Source organism: Shewanella sp. GutDb-MelDb, from assembly GCF_002836075.1.
Lineage (GTDB): Bacteria > Pseudomonadota > Gammaproteobacteria > Enterobacterales > Shewanellaceae > Shewanella.
The window spans coordinates 1-25,107 of the sequence record NZ_PJBM01000265.1 but is presented as its reverse complement, the minus strand read 5'-3'; the positions used below and the strand labels follow the sequence as shown (position 1 = coordinate 25,107).

The 25,107-nt window shown below is 44.1% G+C and carries 20 protein-coding genes and 1 pseudogene; 14 read left to right on the top strand and 7 right to left on the bottom strand.

All coding sequences use genetic code 11. The features are described from left to right. Positions 1 to 334: 334 nt before the first annotated feature. From deoC to deoD, 4 genes are all read left to right on the top strand, one after another. Positions 335 to 1,108, top strand: a complete 774-nt coding sequence (deoC, locus tag CXF82_RS21725) for a deoxyribose-phosphate aldolase (RefSeq protein ID WP_101090009.1) — start codon at positions 335 to 337, stop codon at positions 1,106 to 1,108. A 163-nt stretch (positions 1,109 to 1,271) separates the two neighbouring features. Then, on the top strand, positions 1,272 to 2,603 hold the full coding sequence (gene deoA / locus CXF82_RS21720) for a thymidine phosphorylase (RefSeq protein WP_101090010.1): 1,332 nt from the start codon (positions 1,272 to 1,274) through the stop codon (positions 2,601 to 2,603). Between the two features lie 13 nt (positions 2,604 to 2,616). Beyond that, the gene (locus CXF82_RS21715) at positions 2,617 to 3,837 is read left to right on the top strand and encodes a phosphopentomutase (RefSeq protein WP_101090011.1); all 1,221 of its coding nucleotides are present in this window, start codon (positions 2,617 to 2,619) and stop codon (positions 3,835 to 3,837) included. A 99-nt stretch (positions 3,838 to 3,936) separates the two neighbouring features. After that, a complete protein-coding gene (gene deoD, locus CXF82_RS21710; RefSeq protein ID WP_101090012.1) occupies positions 3,937 to 4,647 on the top strand; it encodes a purine-nucleoside phosphorylase in 711 nt (236 codons plus the stop codon). 109 nt (positions 4,648 to 4,756) lie between these two features. On the opposite strand, the gene CXF82_RS21705 is transcribed toward deoD, so the two are convergent. Continuing rightward, positions 4,757 to 5,464, bottom strand: a complete 708-nt coding sequence (locus CXF82_RS21705) for a YtjB family periplasmic protein (RefSeq protein ID WP_101090013.1) — start codon at positions 5,462 to 5,464, stop codon at positions 4,757 to 4,759. A gap of 78 nt (positions 5,465 to 5,542) precedes the next feature. On the opposite strand from CXF82_RS21705, the gene serB reads away from it, so the two are divergent. After that, on the top strand, positions 5,543 to 6,514 hold the full coding sequence (gene serB / locus CXF82_RS21700) for a phosphoserine phosphatase SerB (protein ID WP_101090014.1): 972 nt from the start codon (positions 5,543 to 5,545) through the stop codon (positions 6,512 to 6,514). Positions 6,515 to 6,736: 222 nt separating this feature from the next. Beyond that, the gene (locus tag CXF82_RS21695; protein ID WP_101090015.1) at positions 6,737 to 7,645 is read left to right on the top strand and encodes an alpha/beta fold hydrolase; all 909 of its coding nucleotides are present in this window, start codon (positions 6,737 to 6,739) and stop codon (positions 7,643 to 7,645) included. Between the two features lie 27 nt (positions 7,646 to 7,672). On the opposite strand, the gene CXF82_RS21690 is transcribed toward CXF82_RS21695, so the two are convergent. Beyond that, positions 7,673 to 8,281: a response regulator transcription factor gene (locus CXF82_RS21690; RefSeq protein WP_101090016.1), complete on the bottom strand. Its 609-nt coding sequence runs from the start codon at positions 8,279 to 8,281 to the stop codon at positions 7,673 to 7,675. A 157-nt stretch (positions 8,282 to 8,438) separates the two neighbouring features. Between CXF82_RS21690 and CXF82_RS21685 the strand changes: the two genes are divergently transcribed. The 4 genes from CXF82_RS21685 (at position 8,439) to nrfD (ending at position 14,325) form a co-directional block, all read left to right on the top strand. After that, complete coding sequence (locus CXF82_RS21685; protein ID WP_101090017.1) at positions 8,439 to 10,223, top strand: sensor histidine kinase; 1,785 nt, start codon at positions 8,439 to 8,441, stop codon at positions 10,221 to 10,223. A 296-nt stretch (positions 10,224 to 10,519) separates the two neighbouring features. Further along, positions 10,520 to 12,796 carry a thiosulfate reductase PhsA gene (phsA, locus tag CXF82_RS21680; protein ID WP_180961244.1) on the top strand — a complete coding sequence of 759 codons (2,277 nt, stop codon included), beginning with the start codon at positions 10,520 to 10,522 and terminating at the stop codon, positions 12,794 to 12,796. Positions 12,797 to 12,808: 12 nt separating this feature from the next. Further along, positions 12,809 to 13,381, top strand: coding sequence for a 4Fe-4S dicluster domain-containing protein (locus CXF82_RS21675; protein ID WP_101090018.1), 573 nt, complete (start codon positions 12,809 to 12,811; stop codon positions 13,379 to 13,381). Further along, positions 13,378 to 14,325 carry an NrfD/PsrC family molybdoenzyme membrane anchor subunit gene (gene nrfD / locus CXF82_RS21670; RefSeq protein WP_101090019.1) on the top strand — a complete coding sequence of 316 codons (948 nt, stop codon included), beginning with the start codon at positions 13,378 to 13,380 and terminating at the stop codon, positions 14,323 to 14,325. The genes CXF82_RS21675 and nrfD overlap by 4 nt, the downstream gene beginning before the upstream one ends. 119 nt (positions 14,326 to 14,444) lie before the next feature. Here the strand turns inward: nrfD and CXF82_RS21665 are convergent, their stop codons facing one another. Next, positions 14,445 to 16,871 (bottom strand): PilZ domain-containing protein, encoded by a 2,427-nt coding sequence (locus CXF82_RS21665; RefSeq protein ID WP_102044933.1) that lies wholly within the window; start codon positions 16,869 to 16,871, stop codon positions 14,445 to 14,447. A gap of 160 nt (positions 16,872 to 17,031) precedes the next feature. Between CXF82_RS21665 and radA the strand changes: the two genes are divergently transcribed. Further along, entirely contained in the window at positions 17,032 to 18,405 is a 1,374-nt protein-coding gene (radA, locus tag CXF82_RS21660; protein ID WP_101090021.1) for a DNA repair protein RadA, read from the top strand. A 52-nt stretch (positions 18,406 to 18,457) separates the two neighbouring features. On the opposite strand, the pseudogene CXF82_RS21655 reads toward radA, so the two are convergent. Continuing rightward, positions 18,458 to 18,830 (bottom strand): annotated as a pseudogene (locus CXF82_RS21655) (PilZ domain-containing protein). Positions 18,831 to 18,987: 157 nt separating this feature from the next. Continuing rightward, positions 18,988 to 19,533, bottom strand: coding sequence for a YgjV family protein (locus CXF82_RS21650; protein WP_101090023.1), 546 nt, complete (start codon positions 19,531 to 19,533; stop codon positions 18,988 to 18,990). A gap of 606 nt (positions 19,534 to 20,139) precedes the next feature. Between CXF82_RS21650 and CXF82_RS21645 the strand changes: the two genes are divergently transcribed. Next, the gene (locus CXF82_RS21645) at positions 20,140 to 21,372 is read left to right on the top strand and encodes a DEAD/DEAH box helicase (RefSeq protein WP_180961036.1); all 1,233 of its coding nucleotides are present in this window, start codon (positions 20,140 to 20,142) and stop codon (positions 21,370 to 21,372) included. A gap of 299 nt (positions 21,373 to 21,671) precedes the next feature. On the opposite strand, the gene CXF82_RS21640 is transcribed toward CXF82_RS21645, so the two are convergent. Beyond that, positions 21,672 to 22,367: a 2OG-Fe(II) oxygenase gene (locus CXF82_RS21640; RefSeq protein WP_102044932.1), complete on the bottom strand. Its 696-nt coding sequence runs from the start codon at positions 22,365 to 22,367 to the stop codon at positions 21,672 to 21,674. 1,359 nt (positions 22,368 to 23,726) lie between these two features. Continuing rightward, positions 23,727 to 24,065: a winged helix-turn-helix transcriptional regulator gene (locus CXF82_RS21635; protein ID WP_101090026.1), complete on the bottom strand. Its 339-nt coding sequence runs from the start codon at positions 24,063 to 24,065 to the stop codon at positions 23,727 to 23,729. A 194-nt stretch (positions 24,066 to 24,259) separates the two neighbouring features. On the opposite strand from CXF82_RS21635, the gene CXF82_RS21630 reads away from it, so the two are divergent. Both CXF82_RS21630 and CXF82_RS21625 read left to right on the top strand, forming a co-directional pair. Then, the gene (locus CXF82_RS21630) at positions 24,260 to 24,670 is read left to right on the top strand and encodes a YybH family protein (protein ID WP_102038805.1); all 411 of its coding nucleotides are present in this window, start codon (positions 24,260 to 24,262) and stop codon (positions 24,668 to 24,670) included. Positions 24,671 to 24,708: 38 nt separating this feature from the next. Beyond that, positions 24,709 to 24,930, top strand: coding sequence for an alcohol dehydrogenase catalytic domain-containing protein (locus tag CXF82_RS21625; protein WP_219621800.1), 222 nt, complete (start codon positions 24,709 to 24,711; stop codon positions 24,928 to 24,930). The last annotated feature ends 177 nt before the right edge of the window (positions 24,931 to 25,107 follow it).

Below are 25,107 nucleotides of genomic sequence, written 5' to 3'. Positions count from 1 at the left end.
TATTAATTGAAAGTGATATAAGATTTATTACGCGCTAAAAGGGACTTTTCGCGGAAAGGCAGACATAAGCAGTACCAATCTCCCTTCCCGGTCTTCATGGATTCAAGTCGTGACACTAGTGTCAAGATTATTGCAGCTCAAGACGTTGCAATGTTGGATACCTGAATATTGACCTTAAGTTGAATATGGTTCACCACTATTCATCATTTAAGGTCTGGCAATGCTCGAAGGCCCGGCCCATAAAAATAATCAAAAAAAAGCCACTTCTAAGCACAGCCTTACGACAAATTTCTATCAAAAATTTTACTATTTGAATATGTCTCGGAGAGCTATTATGAGCGACTTAAAAAAAGCAGCACAACAAGCCATTAGTTTAATGGATCTAACCACGCTTAATGATGATGATACTGATCAAAAGGTCATTGAGCTTTGTCATAAAGCAAAGACACCAGCTGGTGATACCGCTGCCATCTGTATTTTTCCTCGCTTCATTCCTATTGCTCGTAAAACACTGAATGAAATTGGTGGCGACGACATTAAGATCGCAACTGTGACAAACTTCCCACACGGTAATGATGATATTGCTATCGCAGTATTGGAAACCCGTGCTGCAGTCGCTTACGGCGCAGACGAAGTCGATGTTGTTTTCCCATACCGCGCCCTAATGGCAGGTAATGAGACCGTCGGATTTGAACTCGTTAAAGCATGTAAAGAAGCTTGTGGCGACGATGCAATCTTAAAAGTCATCATCGAGTCTGGTGTATTACAAGATCCTGCGCTAATCCGCAAAGCTTCTGAACTCGCTATCGACGCTGGTGCTGATTTCATTAAGACCTCTACGGGTAAAGTTGCTGTTAACGCAACTCTTGAAGCCGCAGAGATCATGATGACAGTGATCAGCGAAAAGAATACTAAGGTTGGCTTTAAGCCTGCTGGCGGCGTAAAAGATGCTGCAGCTGCTGCAGAGTTTTTAGGTGTTGCTGCACGTCTTCTTGGTGATGACTGGGCTACTTCAGCTACATTCCGATTTGGCGCTTCTAGCTTACTGACTAACCTACTGCATACGCTTGAGTTAGGTGATGTAGCCAAAGGACCACAAGGTTACTAATCTTTACTGATTAAGCTTGTTGTTAAGTGTGATCTAAATCTAATTAGGTGTATCAAAAGTTCGTTAGTATGTAACTATATTACAGCTTTTGATTTCACTTTAGCAGGTTGTTAACTAAAAATACCATCAGATGGGAATTTAGTTACATTCTTGGAGGTAGTACATGTTTTTAGCTCAAGAAATTATTCGTAAAAAACGTAATGCTGAAGTCCTTTCAACAGAAGAGATCCAATTTTTTGTTAAAGGCATCACTAATAACACCGTTTCAGAAGGTCAAATAGCGGCGCTTGGCATGGCTGTTTACTTCAACGATATGAATATGGATGAGCGTATCGCGCTGACCACTTCAATGCGTGATTCTGGTACGGTTCTCGATTGGAAATCACTAGACCTTAATGGTCCTATTATCGATAAGCACTCAACTGGCGGTGTGGGGGATGTCATTAGTTTGATGTTAGGCCCAATGGCGGCAGCTTGTGGTGGTTATGTACCGATGATTTCAGGTCGTGGACTGGGTCATACGGGTGGCACACTCGATAAGTTTGATGCTATTCCTGGCTACAACACCGAACCCGATAGTGCACTATTCCGCAAAGTCGTAAAAGAAGCGGGTGTAGCCATTATTGGTCAAACAGGCGATCTTGTTCCTGCCGATAAACGCTTTTACTCTATTCGTGATAACACCGCTACCGTTGAATCTATCTCGCTTATTACAGCCTCTATCTTGTCTAAAAAGCTTGCTGCGGGTCTCGATGCTCTTGCTATGGACGTCAAAGTCGGTACTGGCGCCTTTATGCCAACGTATGAAGCCTCTGAAGAGCTAGCACGCAGTATTACTGCGGTAGCTAACGGCGCAGGCACTAAGACGACAGCACTACTAACTGACATGAACCAAGTATTGGCATCGTGTGCGGGTAACGCAGTAGAAGTCAAAGAAGCCGTCGACTTTATGACAGGTGCATACCGCAACCCACGTCTTTACGAAGTCACTATGGGCCTTTGTGCTGAAATGCTGATCCTTGGTGGTATTGCAAGTAATGAAGCTGAAGCTCGCGCTAAACTTAACCAAGTATTGGATAACGGTAAAGCAGCGGAAATATTTGGCCGTATGGTATCGGGTCTTGGCGGACCAACAGACTTTGTAGAAAACTACGGTAAATACCTGCCAGATTCAAAGATTATTCGTCCTATTTATGCTGACCAAGTAGGTTTTGCTACGGGCATGGATACACGTGAACTCGGTCTTGCCGTTGTCACTTTAGGTGGCGGACGTCGCAAACCTGGTGACACGCTTGATTACAGCGTAGGACTTACTAAAGTGTGCGCACTTGGCGATGAAATTAGCGCCGATAAGCCTATTGCATTTATACACGCTCAATCTGAAGACGCCTTTGCTGAAGCACAAGCTGCAGTGAAAAAAGCGATTCATATTGGCGATACCAAGCCAGAGAAAACTCCTGAGATATATCGCTATATCCGTGAGTCAGATCTGTAACGGAGCACAGTTTATGAAACGTACTATAATCATGATGCTAGATTCATTTGGCGTTGGTGCAGCAAAAGATGCTGAAGCATTTGGCGATGTCGGAGCAGATACTTTCGGGCATATTGCACAAGCATGCGCGGAAGGTAAAGCAAATGAAGGTCGTGAAGGGCCACTAAAACTACCTAACTTGGCTCGTCTAGGCTTAGGTCATGCATCTAAAGAGAGCACGGGCGAGTTTCCGGCTGGATTTGGTGATGACGTTGAGATCATTGGGGCTTATGGCCACGCAGATGAATTAAGTTCAGGCAAAGATACCCCAAGTGGACATTGGGAAATGGCGGGTGTCCCTGTGTTGTATGAATGGGGCTACTTTAGCGATTTAAGCAACTCTTTTCCGCAGGAACTTACAGACAAAATTCTTGCGCGAGCAGGTTTGACTGAGTTTATGGGCAACTGCCACTCTTCAGGTACTGTGATTTTAGAGCAGCTTGGTGAAGAGCATATGCGCACGGGTAAGCCAATTTTCTATACCTCTGCTGATTCGGTGTTCCAAATTGCTTGTCATGAAGAAAGTTTTGGTCTTGAGAAGCTGTATGAGCTTTGTATCATTGCTCGTGAAGAACTTGCCGATTACAATATTGGCCGCGTTATTGCTCGTCCATTTGTAGGCACTGATGCAAGTAACTTTGAGCGTACTGGTAATCGTCGTGACTATGCGGTTAAGCCACCAGCACCGACAGTGTTGGATAAGCTAAAAGATGCCGGTGGCGAAGTGGTTAGTGTGGGTAAAATTGCTGACATTTATGCGCATTGTGGCATTACTAAAAAAGTAAAGGCTACAGGGCTTGAAGCACTGTTTGACGCGACTTTAGAGCAAGTTAAACAAGCGGGTGACAATACGATTGTATTCACTAACTTTGTCGACTTTGACTCACATTTCGGCCATCGCCGTGATGTTGCGGGCTACGCACGCAGCCTAGAGTATTTTGATTCACGTTTACCTGAAATTCTAGCCTTGCTAGATGAAGATGATTTCTTACTGCTAACTGCAGATCACGGTTGTGATCCAACATGGCCTGGTAGTGATCATACTCGTGAAAGAGTACCTGTTCTTGCTTATGGCGCAGGTTTAGCACCTGGGTCGCTTGGACTACGTAATAGTTTTGCTGATATGGGCCAATCAATTGCGAGTTACTTTAAGCTTGAACCAATGGAATATGGCGAATCTTTTATTCGTTCATAAACGAACTAAATTTTAAATTTGGCGGCTCACTTTGGGCCGCTCGCAAACATAGACTCAAGTATTAACGACAGTCTGAAAAATATAAATAGGGGTTTTCTGATGGCTACACCACACATTAATGCCGTAGACGGTGCATTTGGCGATACAGTTCTATTTCCTGGCGATCCATTACGCGCTAAATATATTGCTGAAACGTTTCTAGAAGACGTTGTGCAAGTTACTGATGTTCGTAACATGCTAGGCTTTACTGGTACTTATAAAGGTACTCGCATTTCAGTGATGGGTTCAGGTATGGGTATCCCATCTTGTTCAATCTATGCAACTGAACTTATTAGAGATTACGGTGTTAAAAACCTAATCCGTGTTGGTACTTGTGGTGCTGTTAGCACTGACGTAAAAGTACGTGACGTGTTAATCGGAATGGGAGCTTGTACCGATTCTCAAGTGAACCGTCTACGTTTTAAAGGTCAAGACTTTGCCGCTATCGCTGATTACAGCCTACTTAGCGCCGTGGTTAAAGCTGCTGAAGCTAAAGGTACTAAATTCCGCGTTGGTAACATTTTTTCTGCTGATCTTTTCTATACGCCAGATCCAGAAATGTTCGATGTTATGGAAAAGATGAACATCTTGGGTGTCGAAATGGAAGCTGCTGGTCTTTACGGTGTAGCTGCTGAGTTCGGTGCTAAAGCGTTGTGCGTTTGTACTGTATCTGATCATATCCGTACCGGTGAAAAGACCTCTTCTGAAGAGCGTCAAACTACTTTCAACGAAATGATTGAAATGACACTTGAAGCTGCAATCACGCTTTAGTTTGTGATGCTGTAACGTGAATAGATTGGTTTGACTAATCTATTAGTCATAAAAAACGGACATATTAATGTCCGTTTTTTGTATCTATAGTTCACTGACTATCAGGGCTCTATTCCTTTTTTTGTTCGCTTGCTGCTGACGTTGACGTTTCATTATCTTGGTTATCTGCTTCTAGCTGTCTATGTTTAGCATTTCGTTGACTGAGTAACTGCCGCAGTTTTACTTTCGCTTTACGTCTATCAAAATCAGCACGTTTGAACGACAGTGCTCGTGATAGCAACATGCCTATGAGCCCAGCAATGATAAGCATCATCTGCTGTTGTTCCATGTTGATTTGATGCGCTTCTTTAATTTCGTTAAAAAAGTACTTTGGTTCTAGTCTCACTTCCACATATCCCAAGTTTTGACCGTCCTGAGACACGGACTCCACATACGGTGGATATTGCTCAAGCAGCAGTGCCATCTCCTCTGAATCAGCTTCGTAGTCTTCTTGGGTCACGCTTTGTGCGAAGGACAGCCTTACGCCATCTTCGCTAAAAATACTGGCAGACATCACTTTAGGGTCAAGTACTAAGGCGGTTGCCAGCCACTGCAGCTGTTCATCATTCTCTAATTGAAGTGCAGGGGCCGCGCCGTAGGCTGTTTGCTGCACTAATAATCTTGCCATCTTTTCGGTTTGGGACTTTAGAAGCTGTTGCCCTTGTAGTAGGCTAGTTTCCCACAGCTGATCCAGACCAATGAATAATGCGATAGCGACAAGGATCTGTAATATCCTGCTTATTCTATGGCTCTTTTTTAGGCCTTTTAAATAAAACACTGAAACCCTTAATTTATAGTGTACTCACTTAATCATAATTGATTATGTCGGTACTCGGTAGTTGGAGAATCATAACTAATGGACAATTCGAGTCAATCTACTGTTTTTGAATGGTTAAGCAGTGAAAGTAGCATGTCTTTTAACGCTGGGGAACAAAGATTTACTCGCCATGTTGAGGCTTATTTTCCAGCTCGTCATCATCGTTATCGGATCCTATTTTCCGATAGCCAACATCTAAGTCTGATACAGAGTTGGTTGTTGTCAAATACAGCAGAATTAAGCTTGGCGATGATCTCGCGAACAACAGGGCTGAATTGTATTGAGGTTTGCGCTCTTGAACCCTTAGTGTTTGTGACTTTAGCATCCTTGTCGCAGCTTGAAGTATTTGAGATGAAAGCTGATGCGCCGGTATTAAATCAGCCGGGTTTATTGGTCATGGACATGGATTCTACGGCGATTGAGATTGAGTGTATTGATGAACTTGCTGAAATGGCGGGTGTTGGTGCAGCCGTCGCCGCGGTTACCGAGCAAGCGATGCAAGGAGAACTCGATTTTGAAGAGAGCCTGCGCGCCCGAGTGGCTAAACTGACGAATGCCGATGCGAGCATTATTGATAAATTATGCGCTCAGCTGCCCTTGATGCCAGGATTAACGGAAACGATAACCGAGCTTAAACAGCACCAATGGCGTACTGTTGTGGCGTCGGGTGGTTTTAGGCCTTTTGTTAATCATCTGCAGCAGCTGTTGGATCTCGATGCCGCCTTTGCCAATGAGTTAGATATTGCTGACGGAAAACTCAACGGCACCGTCTCTGGCCAAGTTGTCGATGCTCAGTTTAAAGCCGATTGTGTGGTTAACTGTGCACAGACGTGGGACATCGGCTCAGGCCAGAAAGTGGCGATTGGTGATGGTGCCAATGATATACCTATGATCAATATTGCAGATTTTGGCATCGCATATCACGCTAAGCCAAAACTCGCAGCAGTGGCTGATGCTAATATCAGCAAACTTAACCTTAAGGCTTTACCCTACTTATTTCAGCTTAAGTAAGCGAGTTAAAGCGGTATTTCACCGATAAACTGTCATAGACTAGCCTGCCAAAAATACTTGGTAGGCTTTTTTGTTTTATCGGTGTTTTAATCTATAGCTATCAACTTGATTAGCCATAAGCTTTCTATCATCACTTGTTTAAATGGTTAAGTTAGAGTTATTACTCTTGTTTTTTTGTTTTGACCTCAGTAGTTTAGTGGTTAAAAAAGCGAGTACTAAAGCGTGAATATCCAGCAAAAATCCCTCTATGTGCCATACAATCATGGTTATCTTCACTTAAGACAATTGATCCCCGTTAATGCTGATATGAGTAAGCCGCCCTTGTTAATGTTGCATGGCGCTATGTCTAATGGTCGGGTTTTTTACAGTGATTCGGGTAAAGGTCTTGGTTGCTACTTGGCGGAGTCTGGGGTGGTTGTTTACGTGCTTGATACGTTAGGTCGCGGCCGCAGTACCCCTAAACTTGGTCCAGGATTTAGTGCCGGGCAGGGGGAGGTTATTCGGGAGCAGTTACCGCTTATTCAGCAATATATTCTCGCTTTACATCCTAAAACAGATGTTGTCCATTGGTGTGGTCATTCATGGGGCGGGGTGTTGATGGCAAGCGCTATTGCACGATACGACTCTTTACAAGCGTCCGTGGCCTCGCTCGTCACTTTTGGCAGTAAGCGCCGGATCGAAGTTAAGTCTTTAAGTAAGTGGTTGCAAGTGGACTTGGTATGGAACAAACTCGCGCCCTTTATTGCTTGGCATCGTGGTTACCTGCCCGCTGATAAGTTAAAAATGGGCATGGATAATGAATCTAGAGCTTCTTTATTGCAAAGTATAGATTGGGTTCGGGGACATTGGATTGATCATGACGATGGCTTTGATTATAGCCAAGCGGCAAAAAATGCTAAGTGGCCAAAGTCTTGGTTTATTGCAGGCCAAGGGGATACCGTTTTGGGCAACCCAAGCGACGTGAAACGCATGATCAACGAATGCCAAATGCAACAGGTCGATTATACGCTTTTATGCCGTAAACATGGTTTTAAGCATGATTACGATCATGCGGGAATGTTGACCCATAAAGACGCGGTGCAAGATCACTTTCCCAGAGTGCGAGATTGGTACAGCCACTTAAACGGTTAATATTTTTGTTTAGCTGATCAACAGCCGCTAGTCTTCTGAGCTCATCAATGGCGCCAGCTTAAGTAATTCTGCTAAGTTGGCTGCCCCGAGTTTGTTCATCAGCTTTGATCTATGCACTTCAATGGTTCTAAGCGCAACACACAGCGAGTTTGACATCTGTTTGTTGGTGTTTCCTGCAATAATCAATTCAAAAATCTGGGTTTCACGTTCAGATAAGTGATTAATCATCTGCTGATTACTGAGCTGCCAATGCAGATGCACACTATGTTGTAGCCCTTTGGCAATCGATTGCGATAGTCGTTGGCCTTGCACGGGTTTCTGGAAAAAATCGAAAGCTCCATTCTTGAACGCATCTACTGCCATTGGCACATCACCGTGCCCCGTTAAAAAAATCACCGATAATGGGCTCTTAGCTTCGCTCAGCAGTTGCTGTACCTGTGGGCCGCTGAGACCCGGCATACGCGCATCTAAAATGACACAACCCGGTTGACTGAGATCAACTGTGGCTAGAAAGTCATTTCCAGTGTTGAAACTCATCATTTTGTAGCCATAGCCATCCATTAGGAAAGTGATGGCGTCAACGATAGCGTCATCATCATCCACAAGGTAGACAGGCCCATTGATTAACAGTGGCATTAGCGATCCTTTTTCACGTTTACGGCGTTAGTAAGATAAGTATCTCAGTTCACCACTTAATGCGAACATCTTTTTTACAAAGCATGATTCTCATCACGTTGAGCTTACATCGGGCTATCGTAAGCTTAAGCTTGATAATTCATGTGAGGCGAACTGTGTGTATCGGGTTTTATTTTGTTTATTGCTTTTGTGTAGCACTTCGAATGCTTGGGCACAGCCTCAAGCGCTATATGTTGGCGTATTATCTAATTGGGGAAACCAGCAAGCTCTCGAGCGCTGGACGCCAATGATGCAGTATTTAGATGAGCAGGTCCCCGGAACGCAGTTTCATGTTTATCCCGGTAATTTTGAAGCGCTTAACCTCGCAATGGAGTTAGGGCAGATCCAGTTTATTATTACTAATCCTGGTCAATATCTTTATCTTTCCAACCAATACCCATTATCTTGGCTGGCAACCATGCGTTCTCGGCGTCACAAGGGGGCTACATCGGCCATTGGTTCAGCCATTATCGTTAAAGCTGAAAGTAATTATCGCACTTTATATGACTTGAAAGACAAAGTCATCGCTGCGAGTGATCCTCATGCATTGGGCGGGTATCAGGCCACCGTCGGCTTAATGCACAAGTTGGGTATGGACGCTGAAGACTATTTTAAAGAGGTTAAGTTTTTAGGGTTTCCGTTGGACCCTTTATTATATCAAGTCCGAGATGGCAACGTTGACGCCGCTATTACACCGCTATGTACCTTTGAAGATATGGTCTCTCGCGGCCTCATTAACGCTGCTGACTTCCGTATTCTTAATCCGAGTCGACCAGATGGGTTTGATTGCCAATGCAGCACTCATCTTTATCCCAATTGGTCCTTTGCTGCGAATGAAAGTGTCGGTATTCGTTTGAGTAAGCAGATCACCCAAGCTTTAATGGAGCTGCCAACTGAACACCCTGCAGCGATAAAGGCCCAGTTGATGGGCTGGACATCACCCATTAGTCAGCTCGCAGTGATCCAACTTTTCAGTGATTTACATATTAAAGGCACTGATAGTAGCCGTTGGGAGAGTGTGCAGAACTGGCTTAAAGATAATCGGCATTGGGGCATCTTCGCCATTTTTATTTTTGTGGTGGCAACCATCTATCATTTATGGATTGAATATCGGTTCCACCAAAAGAGTGAGTCGTTAATTGAGACAGAAAGGCAGCTAAAGCAACAAGCTATAACGCTTGAAAGATTACAAAGCGCCTCTATTATTGGTGAGATTGGTGCCGGTTTAGCGCATGAGATTAATCAGCCGATTGCTGCCATTACCAGTTATAGCGAAGGCGGTATTATGCGTCTTCAGGGAAATCAAACTGGCGATGTCGCCGCGAGTATCGAACTGTTGGAAAAAATTCATCGACAGTCCACTCGAGCTGGAGAGGTGGTGCACCGGATCCGTAGTTTACTTAAGCGCCGAGAGTCAGTCATGGCTGACGTCAATATTCTGAGTCTTGTGGATGAGTGTATTTCACTGTTGAAGCTGGAATTACAACGCAGAGATATTCAAATTAATAAGCGTATTAAAGGTGAGCCATTCTTCATTACCGCCGATCGTGTAGGCTTGCTACAGGTATTAATTAACTTAACTAAAAACAGTATCGACGCCATTGCCGAAACCCAAGCATCAGGCAGAGGTGAGGTGACTATTGAACTGATATTTAAAGAATATCAAGTCGATGTCTTAGTTATTGATAATGGTACCGGCTTATCGCAGAACTCTGATTCTGTAATGGCTACTTTTTTTACCACCAAAGAGGATGGATTAGGCCTGGGGCTGGCTATTTGTAATGAGGTGGTCAGTGAGCACGATGGCGCATTCTCGTTAAAAACTCGGGACGACAAGCAGGCCGGCTGTATTGCCAAAATTAGCTTAAAAAAGAGGGGTTGTGAGCGAAAGGTTGAAAGTTGATTTTATATGTCTAACTGTATTTGATAACTGAAATATAACGATATGTGGTTTACCACAATAGACAAGTGAACCTCCTTTGTGGCGGTTGTTTTTCGAACTGTGAACCGCTTCACAAAGCTTACATCGTTAGTGTTGATATGTGGTTTACCACAATATTCAACGTTTAACACCTAGCAGACAATAGTGAAAAGTTTAGGGCGGATAGCTATTTAATCAAGCTAATTTAAGGTTGATTAACGTGGCTAGAACCTCCCCCTTCAACGCACTTAGTACCATTGTCTACTGGGAGAATAATCATGAAATTAGATCGGCGAACCTTTATCAAAGGGGCTGGAGCGGGTACCGCTGGTTGCGCACTCGCAACACTGCCTGGTTCTTTAGCTGCTCTAGGGCATTCCACATTGAAGGGCAGTGCAGAGTCTGTCGCCAGTATTTGTGAAATGTGCTCAACTCGCTGCCCGATTTCGGCTCGGGTCGTTAATGGCAATAACGTCTCAATTCTGGGTAATAAAAATGCTAAATCTTACGGCGGCGCTGTATGTGCTCGTGGCGGAGCAGGGCATAGCCAGTTATATGATAAGCAACGCATTGTTAAGCCATTAAAACGCGTTGGCGAAAGAGGCGAGGGCAAATGGGCCGAGATTGAGTGGGAAGAAGCCTACGCTACAATTGCTGAAAACCTCAATAAAATTAAAGCTAAACACGGCGCCGAATCGGTTGCGTTCTCCTCTAAATCGGGTTCACTCTCAGGTCATCTATTTCACCTTGCTAAGGCATTTGGTAGTCCCAATACTTTTACTCACGCATCGACTTGCCCTGCGGGTTATGTGGTTGCAGCCAAAGCGATATTTGGCGGTAAAGTAAAGCGTGACTTAGGCAATTCAAAGTACATCATCAACTTTGGTCATAACCTCTATGAAGGCATAAACATGTCTGAAACGAGAGGCATGATGAATGCGCAAATGGAAAAAGGCGCCAAGCTTGTGGTGTTTGAACCGCGCTTTTCGATTGTGGCTGATAAGGCTGACGAATGGTATCCGATTAAACCAGGTACCGACGTTGCGGTAGCATTAGCCATTTGTCACACTCTGATCGAAGACGACTTATACGACAAAGCGTTTGTCGCTGAGTTTGTGTCAGGTTTTGCTGAATTTGCTAAAGAAGTCAAAGCCTATACCCCAGAGTGGGCCGAATCAATCAGTGATGTTCCCGCTGAAGATATTCGCCGTATCACTCATGAGTACGCTGCTGCAGCGCCGCACGCACTCGTCGATTTTGGCCACCGTTCATCATTTACTACCGAAGAGTTTGAGATGCGCCGGGCGCTATATGCTGCCAATGTGTTGGTGGGTAATATCGAGCGCAAAGGTGGTTTGTACTTTGGTAAGAAAGCCTCTAAGTATAATAAGTTTGCTGGAGATAAAGTCGCCCCCACACTGGCAAAGCCAGGTGTCGAAGGTATGCCTAAACCTAAGGCCAAAAGAATCGACATGGTCGATGAACAATACGCGCTTATTTGGTCATCTGGTGGGGTGTATCAAACCATTCTCGATGCCACGTTAGAAGCTCAGCCTTATCAACTGCACGCTTGGGTAATGAGTCGTACCAATCCAATGCAGACCATGACAGACAGAGCTAGGGTCGTTAAAACGATGCAGAAGCTCGACTTTGTCGTCGCTTGTGACATTTATATTAGTGAAAGTGCAGCTTATGCTGATATTTTCCTACCAGAATCAACTTACCTAGAGCGCGACGAAGAGATAGTTGATAAGTCGGGTAAAAACCCAGCTTACTACGTGCGCCAAAAAGTCGTTGAAACGATAGGCAACACTAAGCCTAGCTGGCTTATATGGAAGGAGCTTGCTAACTCGTTGGGTCAAGGTCAATTCTTCCCTTGGGAGAACATGGAAACGCTGCAACTGTTTCAAGTCGACAAGAATGTGCCGCTACTCAATAAAATCAAGAGTGATGGCTGGGTAAGTTATGGCGAACCACTGTTGTTGCGTGAACCAGAAATGGTGAAGCAGTTTGCCAATACGTATCCAAATGCTATCGCAACTGATGCTGATGACACGTACGCAAGTCACCTCTCTTTTAAAACACCTTCAGGAAAGATTGAGCTCAGCTCTAACAAAGTCGAAAAGATGGCGCCGGGTCGCGGGGTGATCAAATACCGTGAAGTGACCATGAAAAAGGCGGACGAGTTGTTCTTCATTCAGGGCAAGGTTGCGGTACATACCAACGCGGCGACTCAAAACGTGCCGATGTTGGCGAGTTTGATGTCTGATAATGCGGTGTGGATCCATCCTATTACGGCTGGACTACTCAATATTTCCAGTGGTGACAAAATCAGAATCTACAACGATACCGGCAGCGAAGAGGGTCATGCCTTAGTCACCCCTGGTATTCGTCCTGACACTGTCTTTGCCTATATGGGTTGCGGTTCAAAGAACAAAGAGCTTGCGCGAGCGACCGGTAAAGGTGTGCATTGCGGTAACTTACTTCCCCACGTTACGTCTCCGGTGACAGGTATGAACCTGCATACTACCGGCGTCAAAATTGCCAAGATTTAATCGGAGATCATTATGACTAAGCGTTATGTTCTTGTGCACGATGAAAATAAGTGCATTGGCTGCCAAGCTTGCAACGTGGCTTGCCGCAGTGAAAATAATGTTCCTGAGTCGGTGACCCGGCTGCAGGTTCGAATTGAAGGGCCATATGGCAACTTCCCCCATTTACATTTTAAGTACAACCGTGTTTCGTGTGAGCAATGCGAAAATGCCCCTTGCGTTAAGGTTTGCCCTACGGGCGCAGCCTATGTCAACGACGATGGCATAGTGTCTATTAATGAAAACAAGTGTGTAGGTTGCCTATATTGTGTCGCAGCGTGTCCTTATAAAGTGCGCTTTATCAACCCTGAAACCCGGGTGCCAGATAAATGCGATTTCTGTAAAGAAAGTCGTTTAGCCCGGGGTGAACAACCTGCTTGCGTCACAGTGTGTCCAACTCAAGCGCTCACCTTTGGTGATGCTAATGACTTGACCTCTGAAGTGCGCAAGGTGTTAGACACTAAGCCTAGTTACCAACAGAAGGTAAATCTTGGTACAGAGCCAAGAGTTTATCGAATTCCAAGTCGTAGAGGAGGGATCAAAGCATGAACAATATATGGGGCTCAATGGAGCAATATGATCCCGTCGTTTGGAACTGGATCATCGCAGTATACCTATTCATGGCCGGGCTCTCTGCAGGCTCAATGTTGGTCGCTATCGGGCTAAAATGGTACAAGAAAAGCCGAGGCTTGCCGACAGAAGGTTTGCCGGTGATAAAAGCGGCCGCAATAGTGGCACCGGTATCTATCAGTTTAGGTATGGCGCTGTTAGTTTTGGATTTGACTAAGCCGTTCGAGTTTTATCATATCCTGCTTAACTACAACTTAACCTCGGTGATGGCTTGGGGGGTACTGGCGTTATTGGTCTATATTCCACTGGTGTTTGTGTTTGCCGCGTTAGTGTTTGAGAAGCAGGTTCTGAAATATGCACCATGGCTGGCTGGGATCCTAAAAGTCTGTCGTCAGCTTGAAAATAGTATCCATAAACTGATTTTTGTTTTGGCAATTGGAGTAGGTGCGTACACTGGCTTCTTATTATCGGCACTCATTAGCTATCCGATTTTGAACACTGCAATATTGCCAGCGCTATTTTTAACCTCGGCATTGTCAGCAGGTTCAGCAGGTAACGTGTTAGTGGCAACTCTGTTCTTTAGTAAAGAGAAGTCTGACTGTATTGACCAAGTTCATCGTATTGAATATCCAGTCGCTTTTAACGAAGCCCTCTGTTTAGTGTTGCTATTTGTTGGATTAAACTTTTCAGGTCCTGCAGCTCAAGGTGCTTTAGGTGCGATTACTCAAGGAGTATGGGCGAGTGTATTTTGGATTGGAGTGGTAGGACTTGGTTTGCTGGTGCCGGTACTGTCGAGCATATTTGCACCTAAGTCTTGGCGCCATACCAAGGGATTTTTGATTACCGTTTCTTGTAGTACTATTTTAGGGGTACTCGCGCTTAGACACTTTGTAGTCTACGCCGGACAAAGTTATATCAGTTAATCGGTAGTCGATGTCAGTTGACGGGGAGACATCGTTTCAACTGGCACGGTGACTGAAACAAAAAGCCCAAGCTATGCTTGGGCTTTTTATGATGTAAATTAACTTACTAAGGTAGAAGATTACGATAAGTTTTTGACTGCACTAGTGATTAATTCAGGGAAACGCAGTATTACCTCGCGACTGATATCGAGTAGCTCACCCACACCAATAACGCGCCAGAGTTGTTCTTCTAGTTTTTTGCCCTTGTGCAGTGCGTGCATCTTTATGTATTCCCGTTCACGACGGATATAATCTAAGTCCGGTTTTCCGGTAGCGCCGCGATAAACCCGCAATGCCATAAACTCACCTAACTGTCGACTCTGCTGGATAAAGTGTAATAACTGAGCGGTATCTTTAAAATCTGAATCCGTAATACACAGAACGTCTACCTTGCCTTGCGACAGCCGAGAAATTTGCACATAAACTTCATAAAACGCTAGCCCATTCTGCGGCTTCATTGTACGGATCGGCACTATGATATCGCGCTTAAGCTTTCCGTCTTGGAACAGCGGTGCTAAGTCATATTCCAACGGTTTTTTACTGTTGGTAGCAAATATATTGGCGATAGGGTTTTGTTCAACACCAATCCCAACCGTAGAAATATAGGCCGATTTTACGGTTTTTTCTAGATAGAAAGGCACTGACACCAACTTGCGCATCAGCAGATTTTTCATACCATCGGCAAGCTCTTTTACATCATGGTTGTTTTCTGTGAGTTTCTGAAACTTGCTTTTATTGTGTTCAATTAAACGGTTAAGAAACTCAACGCCAACGTGTGGTGTATGGCCGACTTGCGCCGCAAGGTGCAAGGTGACGCCATTTTTTCGAGTGCGGATCAGTCGATAGGGTAATTGCTGCAGTACGACTTTACCTGCAATGGTTTGCAGTTTCGGAAAGCTGAGCCCGATAGGCAGAGCCTGATTAAACTCAACGGCAGTATCAGTGGTGATCTGCAGCCCTTTACTGGAGATATCTTGGGTGTAGGCGCTAGTACTGATATTTCCTTGACTCAATACCACTGGTGTCCTAAAGGCAAAACGCGCTTCATTACGGCGTTCGCTAAACTCCATAGAGACTTGTTTCAAACCCGGTAATGTTAATTTTTGCTGACCAAACACTTTGAGCTCATTAACGTTGCAGTTGTTAAGGGATTTCCAGATTTGATACTGCCCATTAGCAGCATGGTTGGTGACATCAATCAACTGAATAACATGCGTAAATGCGGCCAGTTGAGCTTCGGTCAATGCATTATAACTGGCGTCATCGCCCGGCAATAGGCTAGCTCTGTAAGCTTGGCTGTGATCGATTGTTTGGCGCGCAACATGAAATATCCGCCAACTGGGTTTTGTCGCGCCAAAGCTGAAAAAGAGTGCTTGTAGCTGTTTATCTTGCAACTCTGCGAGAGTGGCTGAATAAAAGTATTTGCCCCCTTGTGCTTGAAAGGTAAAACAAAATAGCTGGCTATGCGGACTGGTTTCATCGGCGCAGATGATAGCGTGCAGTCTTGATGGCGTTAACAGCGCGTTTATTTGGCTAATGCCAGATTCATCTTTAAAGTACTGTGAAATTGCCTGATTATCTCGCCCCAACAACATATGTGTTGGTTGATATAGAGGGGCATCATCAGCGGATGACTCAAGCTTTTTATCTTCGATAAATAGCGCAAGATGAGGTATGTGCGGTAAGTAGTGCCGTTCAAAACCTAAGCCTCTAGTCGTGACCAGCACATCATTAACATCGACTTTATAGCGATACTTATGGCCTCTGATGAGCTTTCTGAGCATGTCAGCCAAGGCGTCACTGCCTGATATTCGTTTGAGCCTTAGCCAGCTATATTCTTGATTACCTTCAATATCGACAATCTCATATTCAACACCTTGTTGTAGATCTTGGTGGTAATAATCATCGCTAAGCTCGAGTAGTTTGATTTTTATAGGCTGTTTTACATTGAGTGGCTGCTTGGCTGGCAGACGAATTCTTGCGCCGCCGACCGATAGATCAACGGTGATCCCCAGATATTGCTGCATCGTTTGGGATACTTCAATTTTCATGCTGTAATTCATGCGCTCTTCGCAACGTGCAAAGTAGCTGCCCAATACAATGCCTTGCGCGGTATAAGGGGCATCGACAGGGCTTACCTCAATATCTGCATTGGTGCGTGCTTTTAGTACACGGGCTTTATGGGCGGCAATCACTTGCTCATAAACCCCTAGGGTATATTGCTCTCGATAAAGGGCTAATGCCTCTAAAAAATTGGCTTTTGTAGCTTGATCAATAAAATGGGTTTGCGTACCAAACTCGAAAGTTTCGCATTCAAGATCTGTTTTGTTGCGTAAGTCGATGACTCGAGCACAGCTGGATGCAAGCCTATTAAGCTCCATCTTGAGGAGAAATCGAGTCGAATTTGACTCTTCTGCTGTTAGTTGCTCAAACAGGGCATGGAAATTGGGTTCCATTAGCAAAGGCGTCAGTTGTTCTATTAGCGCATTATGCAGATCTAAACTCATCTATTACTTCTTTTTGGATGCTTATTGGACCAATGGCTGATAGGCTCATTGGCAAGTTTTTGTGGAATAAACCCAATTTACAGTACTATCTTCCTTGTACCCTTAGCTATCGGCTGAAAACGCCGATACTTTATCGACTTTATACTACCTAGAAAGAATCATGGCAAAGAATAAAACAGCTTACGTATGTAATGAATGTGGTCAAGACTTTCCTCGCTGGCAGGGCCAATGTAGCGCTTGCCAAGAGTGGAATACCATTAGTGAAATAAAGATCTCTACCGCAAAACCCACCACTGCAACCCGTTTAGGTTACGCAGGCTCTGTGGGCGGCGGTTCTAAAAAGCTGAACGAGATAGAAGAGGTCGATGCGGAAAAGAGATTGACTGGCATTGGAGAGCTAGACCGGGTGTTGTGCGGTGGCCTAACAACAGGTTCAGTCAACATTATCTCTGGCGATCCGGGTGCGGGTAAAACGACCTTGCTCTCTGATTTAGTCTCGCGTATGTCGCAATCAATGCCGTCGCTTTATTGTACCGCAGAAGAATCATTGTCGCAGTTTAAGAATCGCGTGAACCGTTTAAAGCTCAATTGTAATGAAGACAACCTTTACCTTATGGCTGAAACCAGTGTTGAAGCGATTATTGCTGAGTTAGAAGCGAAGCAGGTGAAGTTTGCGGTGATTGACTCTATTCAAGCCGTAGTCACTGAAATGGCTAACGGTAGCCCTGGTTCCCCTTCACAAGTGAAGGGCAGCGCACAGGCACTGACGCAGTATTGTAAACAAAACAATGTCACCATGTTTTTGGTCGCTCACGTGAACAAGAATAATGAAACGGCAGGGCCACAAACCCTGATCCACATTGTTGACTGTTTAACGCATATTGAGTGTAACGATGGTCAAATTCGTACGCTTAGAGCTAACAAAAACCGTTTTGGTGATGTCGATACCGTGGGTATTTTTCGCATGACTGAGCGCGGCATGTTGAGTGTCGATAACCCGAGTGAAATATTCCTTTCTGGTTCGAGTACCGATTCCGCAGGTGCCGCTATTACCTGTATTCGAAAGGGCAATCGCAATTTGTTGCTTGAAATCCAGTGTCTAACCACTGAAACCGAGGGTGAGTTTCCGCAGCGAGTCTGCGTCGGGCTCAATATGAATCGGATTAAGATGTTAACTGGGATTTTACGTAAGCATACCAAAACCAAGATTTTCCACGACACTTACTTTAACTTAGTCGGTGGCTTAAAAATTGATGAGTCTGAAACCTGCATCGATCTTGCGTTGGTTGCGGCTTTACTGAGTAGTTTAAACGATTTTATTGTGCCGAGAACGACTTGCATCATGGGCGAGCTGAGTCTTAATGGTGACGTTAGGCCGATAGACAGTGGTGTGCCTAGAGTGAAAGAAGCGGTGCAGCATGGCTTTACCGAAATCTATATCCCCTTTAGGAACTACCATAAATCGATGGAAGGGCTAGGGGCAACAATTCACTCTGTTAAAACTATTCATGAGCTCATTGAACTTATCAATTAGTGATGCATTTATGAGAAATGCATCCATGGGAAGTACCACCACTGAAAAGTGGTTATTTCCCTTGGTTGTGTGTATCAATAAATAGGGCAAGTTCTCGGTCGAGTAAGCTAGGGTCACCGACATTGAGCTCTATCAATCTTCTCAGGTGGGCTAATACTTTCAACATCAATATGGCTGCAAGCCAAGCCTAATAGATTGTCTTTTTGATGCACAAGCTGGGTATCCATATGCACCTGAATGTCGGAATCAGCAATAAAAAAACTCAGCTGGAGTTGTTGGCTGCTTGGTGCAAACTGCGGTGGTAATTCAATGAGGGCACCATTGAGACTGATATTAAATAGCGTTGTTTGCCATACTTTATCTTTGCATTTCACCTGGGCTTGATTGGCAAATGAAACCCGTGAAAACTGTCGTCTTTCATCCATAGTGACTCCCTTCTAAATCTTCCATTTTGCACTTGAATAGTGTTTTAGATTATTTCTAAAGTGCTTTTATATATTATAAGTTAACTCAACTCAACGTTAGAGAAAGGAATTACTCCCATTTAGGCGTAACTTCATTATAAAGTGCATAACATGTTATTTAAGTGGTGCGTTCTAACACGTAAGATTGCTGCTTAATGGCAGGTAACCCTTTTAAAATAATGGCGATGGTGACGAGCTGATAAGCGATACCTGACCAAGAATGCAGGTGCACCGATAATGTGAGGTTTAACAGATTACTGATCAGCAAGGCATAACGTAGTCGGGTTGAACTGCAATAAAAAAGCGCGTAGCTCATTAAGACTGCAGCAGCAACCGCCGCCCATTCAGACCAATGTTCAGCCCAAATAAGACCTTGTGTCACTGCTAACGCTGAAAACACTAAGGGCAATAGTGTGATACGCCAACCGCAGCGTGCTTTTTCGCTACGGCAAGTCGCAAAGCGGCCAATATTAAGTAGCTGATTCATCATCCCTAAGGTACTGCCAAGCAGGCCTAAGTGAATAGCGGTTAAGCCGGATGCTAAAAGATTACCTGATAATAATTTTCGGTCGCATAACTGGGCATTTGCCCACCAACCAATGGTCATCGACACAAAGCCTAATGCCTGAACCCAAAGTAAAGCTTGATGTGATAACTCGAACACTAAATGACCAACAATAACGACAACATTAAACCGGCAGCTATTGTCGTTTTTTTAGCCGTTCAAATTGTGACCTCATCGTCACTTTAGCATTTGCTTTATCATACTTCGCTCTAGCTTGTGATCTTGGTCACGTTTTCGAGTCTGTTAAAAACCAGAGCCTAGGTTAACGTACCACGCAACGTCTTCTGGACCCTTGGCAGTATCCATTCCCATATATAAGCCATAACGCTGGGCAATGGTGTATCTAAAGCCAACAGCATTAGCATTTTGCTCATCGTTACCTCACTCTCACCACTGTCTTAGCTTGCCTATAAATGACTGCTGGATCTAGAAAGATATTCCCCCGCATAAAAATAGTCATCAATCGGGTCAAATAAATCGATAGTGCAGTAAGTAATAGCGCAATTATTTTACTATTCATCAGGTTATTTGATCCCTCATTGACCAATGATGGTTATAGGGGGAGAGTGCAAAAATGTTCCAATAAGTTGTTTGAGTTGGGTGGGATTGGTAGTCAAGAGAGTTGGTAAAACAAAACGGCTATTTTCTGCTAATATGCGCGCAAGCCATCTGGTGCTGAATAGAACGACTTTAAGGAATATGCTGGTGTCTTTTTCATCCCTATTATTAAGCGATACTTTACTTAGCGTACTCACGCAAAAAGGCTATATCGAACCAACGCCAATCCAATTGGCTGCGATTCCAGTCATTTTAGCGGGTCAGGATCTGATGGCCAGTGCTCAGACTGGCACCGGAAAAACGGCTGCATTTACCTTACCCTTGCTGCAAAAGTTAATCGAGAAAACTGAAACTTGCCAGCAAAAGGTACTACGGGTATTAGTGCTGGTGCCAACAAGAGAACTTGCGTTACAGGTTAATAAGAGTATTGCTGAATATGGTGCCAACACCGCAGTCAAGAGTACGGTGATTTATGGTGGTGTCAGCATTGATGCTCAGGCTCAAAAGTTAGCCGATGGCATCGATATTGTGGTGGCAACGCCTGGGCGTTTACTTGATCACCTGCGTCGAGGTTCTTTGTCGCTATCTGCAATAGAAACATTGGTGTTTGACGAAGCCGATAGAATGCTGGATATGGGGTTTATGGATGAAATTAATGCCATATTAAAACAGTTGCCACCACAGCGGCAGACACTGCTTTTTTCAGCAACGTTTTCGAAAGTTATTTTTGAGCTGAGTAAAAGATTGTTGCAGCAACCGATCAGGGTTGAAGCCAATCAAGCCAACAGCACCGCGGATAATGTTGAACAGATTGTTTATGCGGTAGATAGCGATAGAAAACCTGAGCTGATAAGCCACCTGATTAACAAAGGTCAATGGCAACAGGTGTTGATATTTAGTCGTAAGAAGCAGACCGTCGATACGATTAGCCAAAAGCTGATTGTAGCAGGCGTTGAAGCCAAAGCACTGCATGGCGATTTGAGCCAAGGTGCTAGAGAGCAAGTGCTCAACGATTTTAAGATGGGAAAAATCAAGGCGCTGGTGGCCACTGATGTTGCCGCTCGTGGGCTGGATATTATAGCGCTTGATTATGTGATTAATTATGAACTGCCCTTTATTGCAGAAGACTATATTCACCGTATTGGTCGTACAGGCCGCGCAGGTAATAAGGGCAAAGCAATAACGCTGTACAGTGAAGATGATGCGCTGTTACTTGAGGAGCTTGAATCGTTATTGGATAAACGTCTGCCGCAGCAGTGGTTAGCGGGCTTTGAGCCTGATCTTACCAAGGTTGAACCTGTAACACGCAAAAACAGTAAATCGGCACAAAGGCAGCGCGCCAAAAAGCGCGCATTAGCGGGTAGCAAGCGCGGACGTTAAAGTTTCATTTATTTGCGGTGGTGATGACCGTTCAGTGATATTTCTGACATTATAGTGACATTTCCTATCTGACCGACACGGACATGGGGAATGCTTGAGTGATATCTGAAATATCATAAGCCTTATGGGTCAGATGTCAGCGAACGGCTTATCTCTTGAAAGCGATGCCCACGCCGAGTGAGCATACGGACGTTGCTTTACAAGGAGTCTTAACGGACTTAGGTAACCTCGATGTGGATGATGGTTATCTGTTGGCACAGTGTGTTATTTAAAGTCTGAGCATTTTATAGAAGAGTACATTATTCAGACCAATACCAACTGGTCACATTATAGCGATATTCATCGGTATATTCAGCATTCAGCTTTTCCACCCAGTGTTCAGAGCCCTTTGAAGAGGGGTCAAACAAAATACAGCGGTTATATAAAGGCGCAATACTAATAGGCTGATTATTCTTACCTATAAAAGTAAGTTCACCTCCTGCATTGTTGTGCCACTCTTTATTTAAATACACCAACATACAGATCTCTCTTCCGGGAGAGTCATCCGCGTGCAGTTCAACAAAGTCGGCAGCGCCTAAGCGAAAATAATTGGTATTGATTAGAGGGGCAGCCACATTCATATCGGTTATCGTCACATTAAAAATACGTGATAACAGCGACATAAACTCATCCCCGCGCAAAAATGACAAAAAAGCCTGAGCTATATTGGTAGAGTCGTTGTTGGAACTCGCCGCTGCACGTTGCCAAACATCTCGCTGTACAAAGCGTTGCTCTGTGGTCGTATTTTCCCATTGGAGGTTATCGACATATAAAGCAGAATAAGTATGTTTTTGAGTTTGCCAGTCATGCGGTTGCTGCAACACCTTTATTACGTCATCGAGTCTGTCTTTATCAAATAAGTTATCAATCACGATATGATTGGGACAAGAGCTCAATAAAGACTCTCGATATGCAACTATCCTTGAATCGATTAGCTGTTTTTCATTTAACCACATTAAAACTACCCGCTTGTATCTTTAGAGCATCAGCTAAAGATTTGATAATACAGGGTTGAACAATAATTCCCTATTACTGGTTATTGTCTTTTGTTTTTTTAAGCTGCGGCGGAACGGTTTAATAACAGCAAAGGTCGTGGTGCTTCGCCCACACCAGAGCCAAGGGTCAAAGCGCTTGCGCCCTTGGCAATCCCTCAGCGCCCCGGCGAAATTTAAAAAGCAAAATTTCCAACGGGGGAGATTTGATTCTGTGATCACAGTTTATTCTGTTTGATAATATCGTTTAATTTAAGGCTTGTGTCTTTAAATTGAAAACTCAAATGGCGAAGTATTGCGCTTCCATAACCCAATGTAGATACGGCTGAGGCCTTCGAAAACAGGCCAATTCTGTTCCCTACATAATTTGGCATTCCCTCCGTCCTTGGAGGTCAGATGTGTTCACGGTGAGTCTCAGTAGCGTCTGTCATACGCCGACCGCAGGTCATTGGAACCATTTCAGCTTGAAAGTAACTCATTCCTGCCGTGCGACGTGAAGTCGTATGAAGCGTTGTTCACCACGATAAGAGTGAACCATCTTTATCACCAGATGACCCTAAGACTCTGAATAAAGCAGCGAGTCTGACAATGTAACGAAATTCGGTTTATAGCCGGATGGGAACAGAATCGTGAGAGGATGTTCTTCCTGATAACCACAAGTCGGGTAAGTGCTAGGGAGTGAGTATGATGAACATATGTGAATTCACGTAAGGTGCGTTATATGAGAAGCAGCGGAAGTGGTTTATACGCTGTGGCCAAAAGGCAACGAGAGCTGGAAAGATATTGAGAAATGCTCTTTCGTGGTCATATAGCTCTTCGCACTAGAGTGGGCATCTAAACTGACATTACGCTTCATACGGAACACGGTAAGCCTGAATCGCTCCCATTGGGAAAGTTATCTGTGAAGATAGCCGATAGTGGTGCCGGTAAAGGAGACTGGAGAAAGCCAATGCTGCATTGTAATTATGCAGATACAGACCTTGTGTTTGCCACGAAAGTGATCCCACTTCCAGCTGGTCTCCCGTTGCAATACAATTAGAAGAACTTTGTTAATGGAGAAACGCAAATGTTGACTTCGATTGAAGTTAGTGACTCTCCTTGCTTTGCTCAACGATAATCCAAAGATTGGAAAGTCATAGAGCAGAAAGTATCAAAGCTTCAAGTGAGTATTGCAAAGGTAACCCCTGTGGTTACCGGGTAACATAGTACGCCTTGGTGGAGGCTTGAGTCGTATGCAGTGAAAGTTGCACGTAGGTTCTTAGGAGAGCGGAACTTGGTAACCAGTGCCGCTTATCCGACCATTCTGAGTCGTGGGTACATGAACTACATCGCATCCCATAGTTCGGCTTTTTGTACAATAATATCGACCACATTAGCAAGCTCTATACCTTTAGGGGTTAAACCGTAATTCACCGTGACCGGGATAGTGTCTTCTTGTTTTCGCCAAACAAATCCATGCTCACGTAACAACTTTAAACGCTCAGTGAGTACCTTACTTGAGACTAATGCCAACTGCTTACGTATTTGACCAAATCGCATCTCTTCCTGTTGGCCTAGCAACCATACGATATGTGCAGTCCATTTAGTTGATATCAATGTTAAGTATTTGTCCACACTACAATAGTTGGCTGGCTTTACTTGATGATTCACTTCTATTGGCATCACTCTTCCCTCATTCGTTCTTCTTTAATCTACAGTTTAATATCGATCGATATCACAGCTTACTAGTTACATAGGGGTAACTGGTTACTTTTTGGAAGCTACTTTCAAATAGTAACCAAGTTCATTATTATAACTTACAACGACAAGGCAAAGATATTGGTTGTATCTGAGCCAACAATTAACAGGACTAAGTTATGCGTTACATTTTACTTTTAACCACTCTGTTTTCATTCTGTCTGCAGGCAGGAACTCATTACTCGAAACCACAAACGCCTGCTGAGTTACATGTATTATTTGGGCAATACTTTGCACAGAAAGATATAGAAGGATTAAGTACGCTTTTTCATGAAGATGCAGTATTTATTTTAGATGAAGAAGGCAACCAAGCTAAGGGGCATGAAGCGATTAAACAGGTATTACAGGGCTTTATGCAGGGTGATGTAAAGATGGTCACAAAAAGTGTTTCTATTCATGTAAATGGTGACGTAGCCATGATCCTCTCAGAATGGGAAGTACCAAATGCTATGCATGGCACTGCTTTAGAGGTTATGCATTACGTGGACGGTGGCTGGGTTTACGTTATCGACAATCCATATGGTTTTTAATTTTAGCAATAATGAATAGTTTAGAGAGGAATTTCAAAATGAAAGCAGTACAGGTTCAGTCGTTTGGTGATATCGATAAATTAGTTGTCAATGACGTTGAAAAGCCATCAATTACACCCACTCAAGTTCTTATAAAGGTAGCGTATAGCGGTGTTAACCTCGCGGACACTTATATTCGAAAAGGGGCCTTTCCAGGTTTACCAACACCGCCTTTCACACTTGGTATGGAAGGTTCTGGTGAATATGTGGGGTCAGTGTAAACTTTAATTTATTACCGTACATTTCCTAATCTCACAGCTCACTTTTAGACCTTTTGCATTAACTCGGTTCTGTCCAGAAATGAGCTAGACGCTACTTTGAACTCGCTGGCAGAACATCTGCTGTGGAACGTGCAAGCTTCTGAAAAAGGGATTTTTCAGCAGAGCCTACATGGAGGT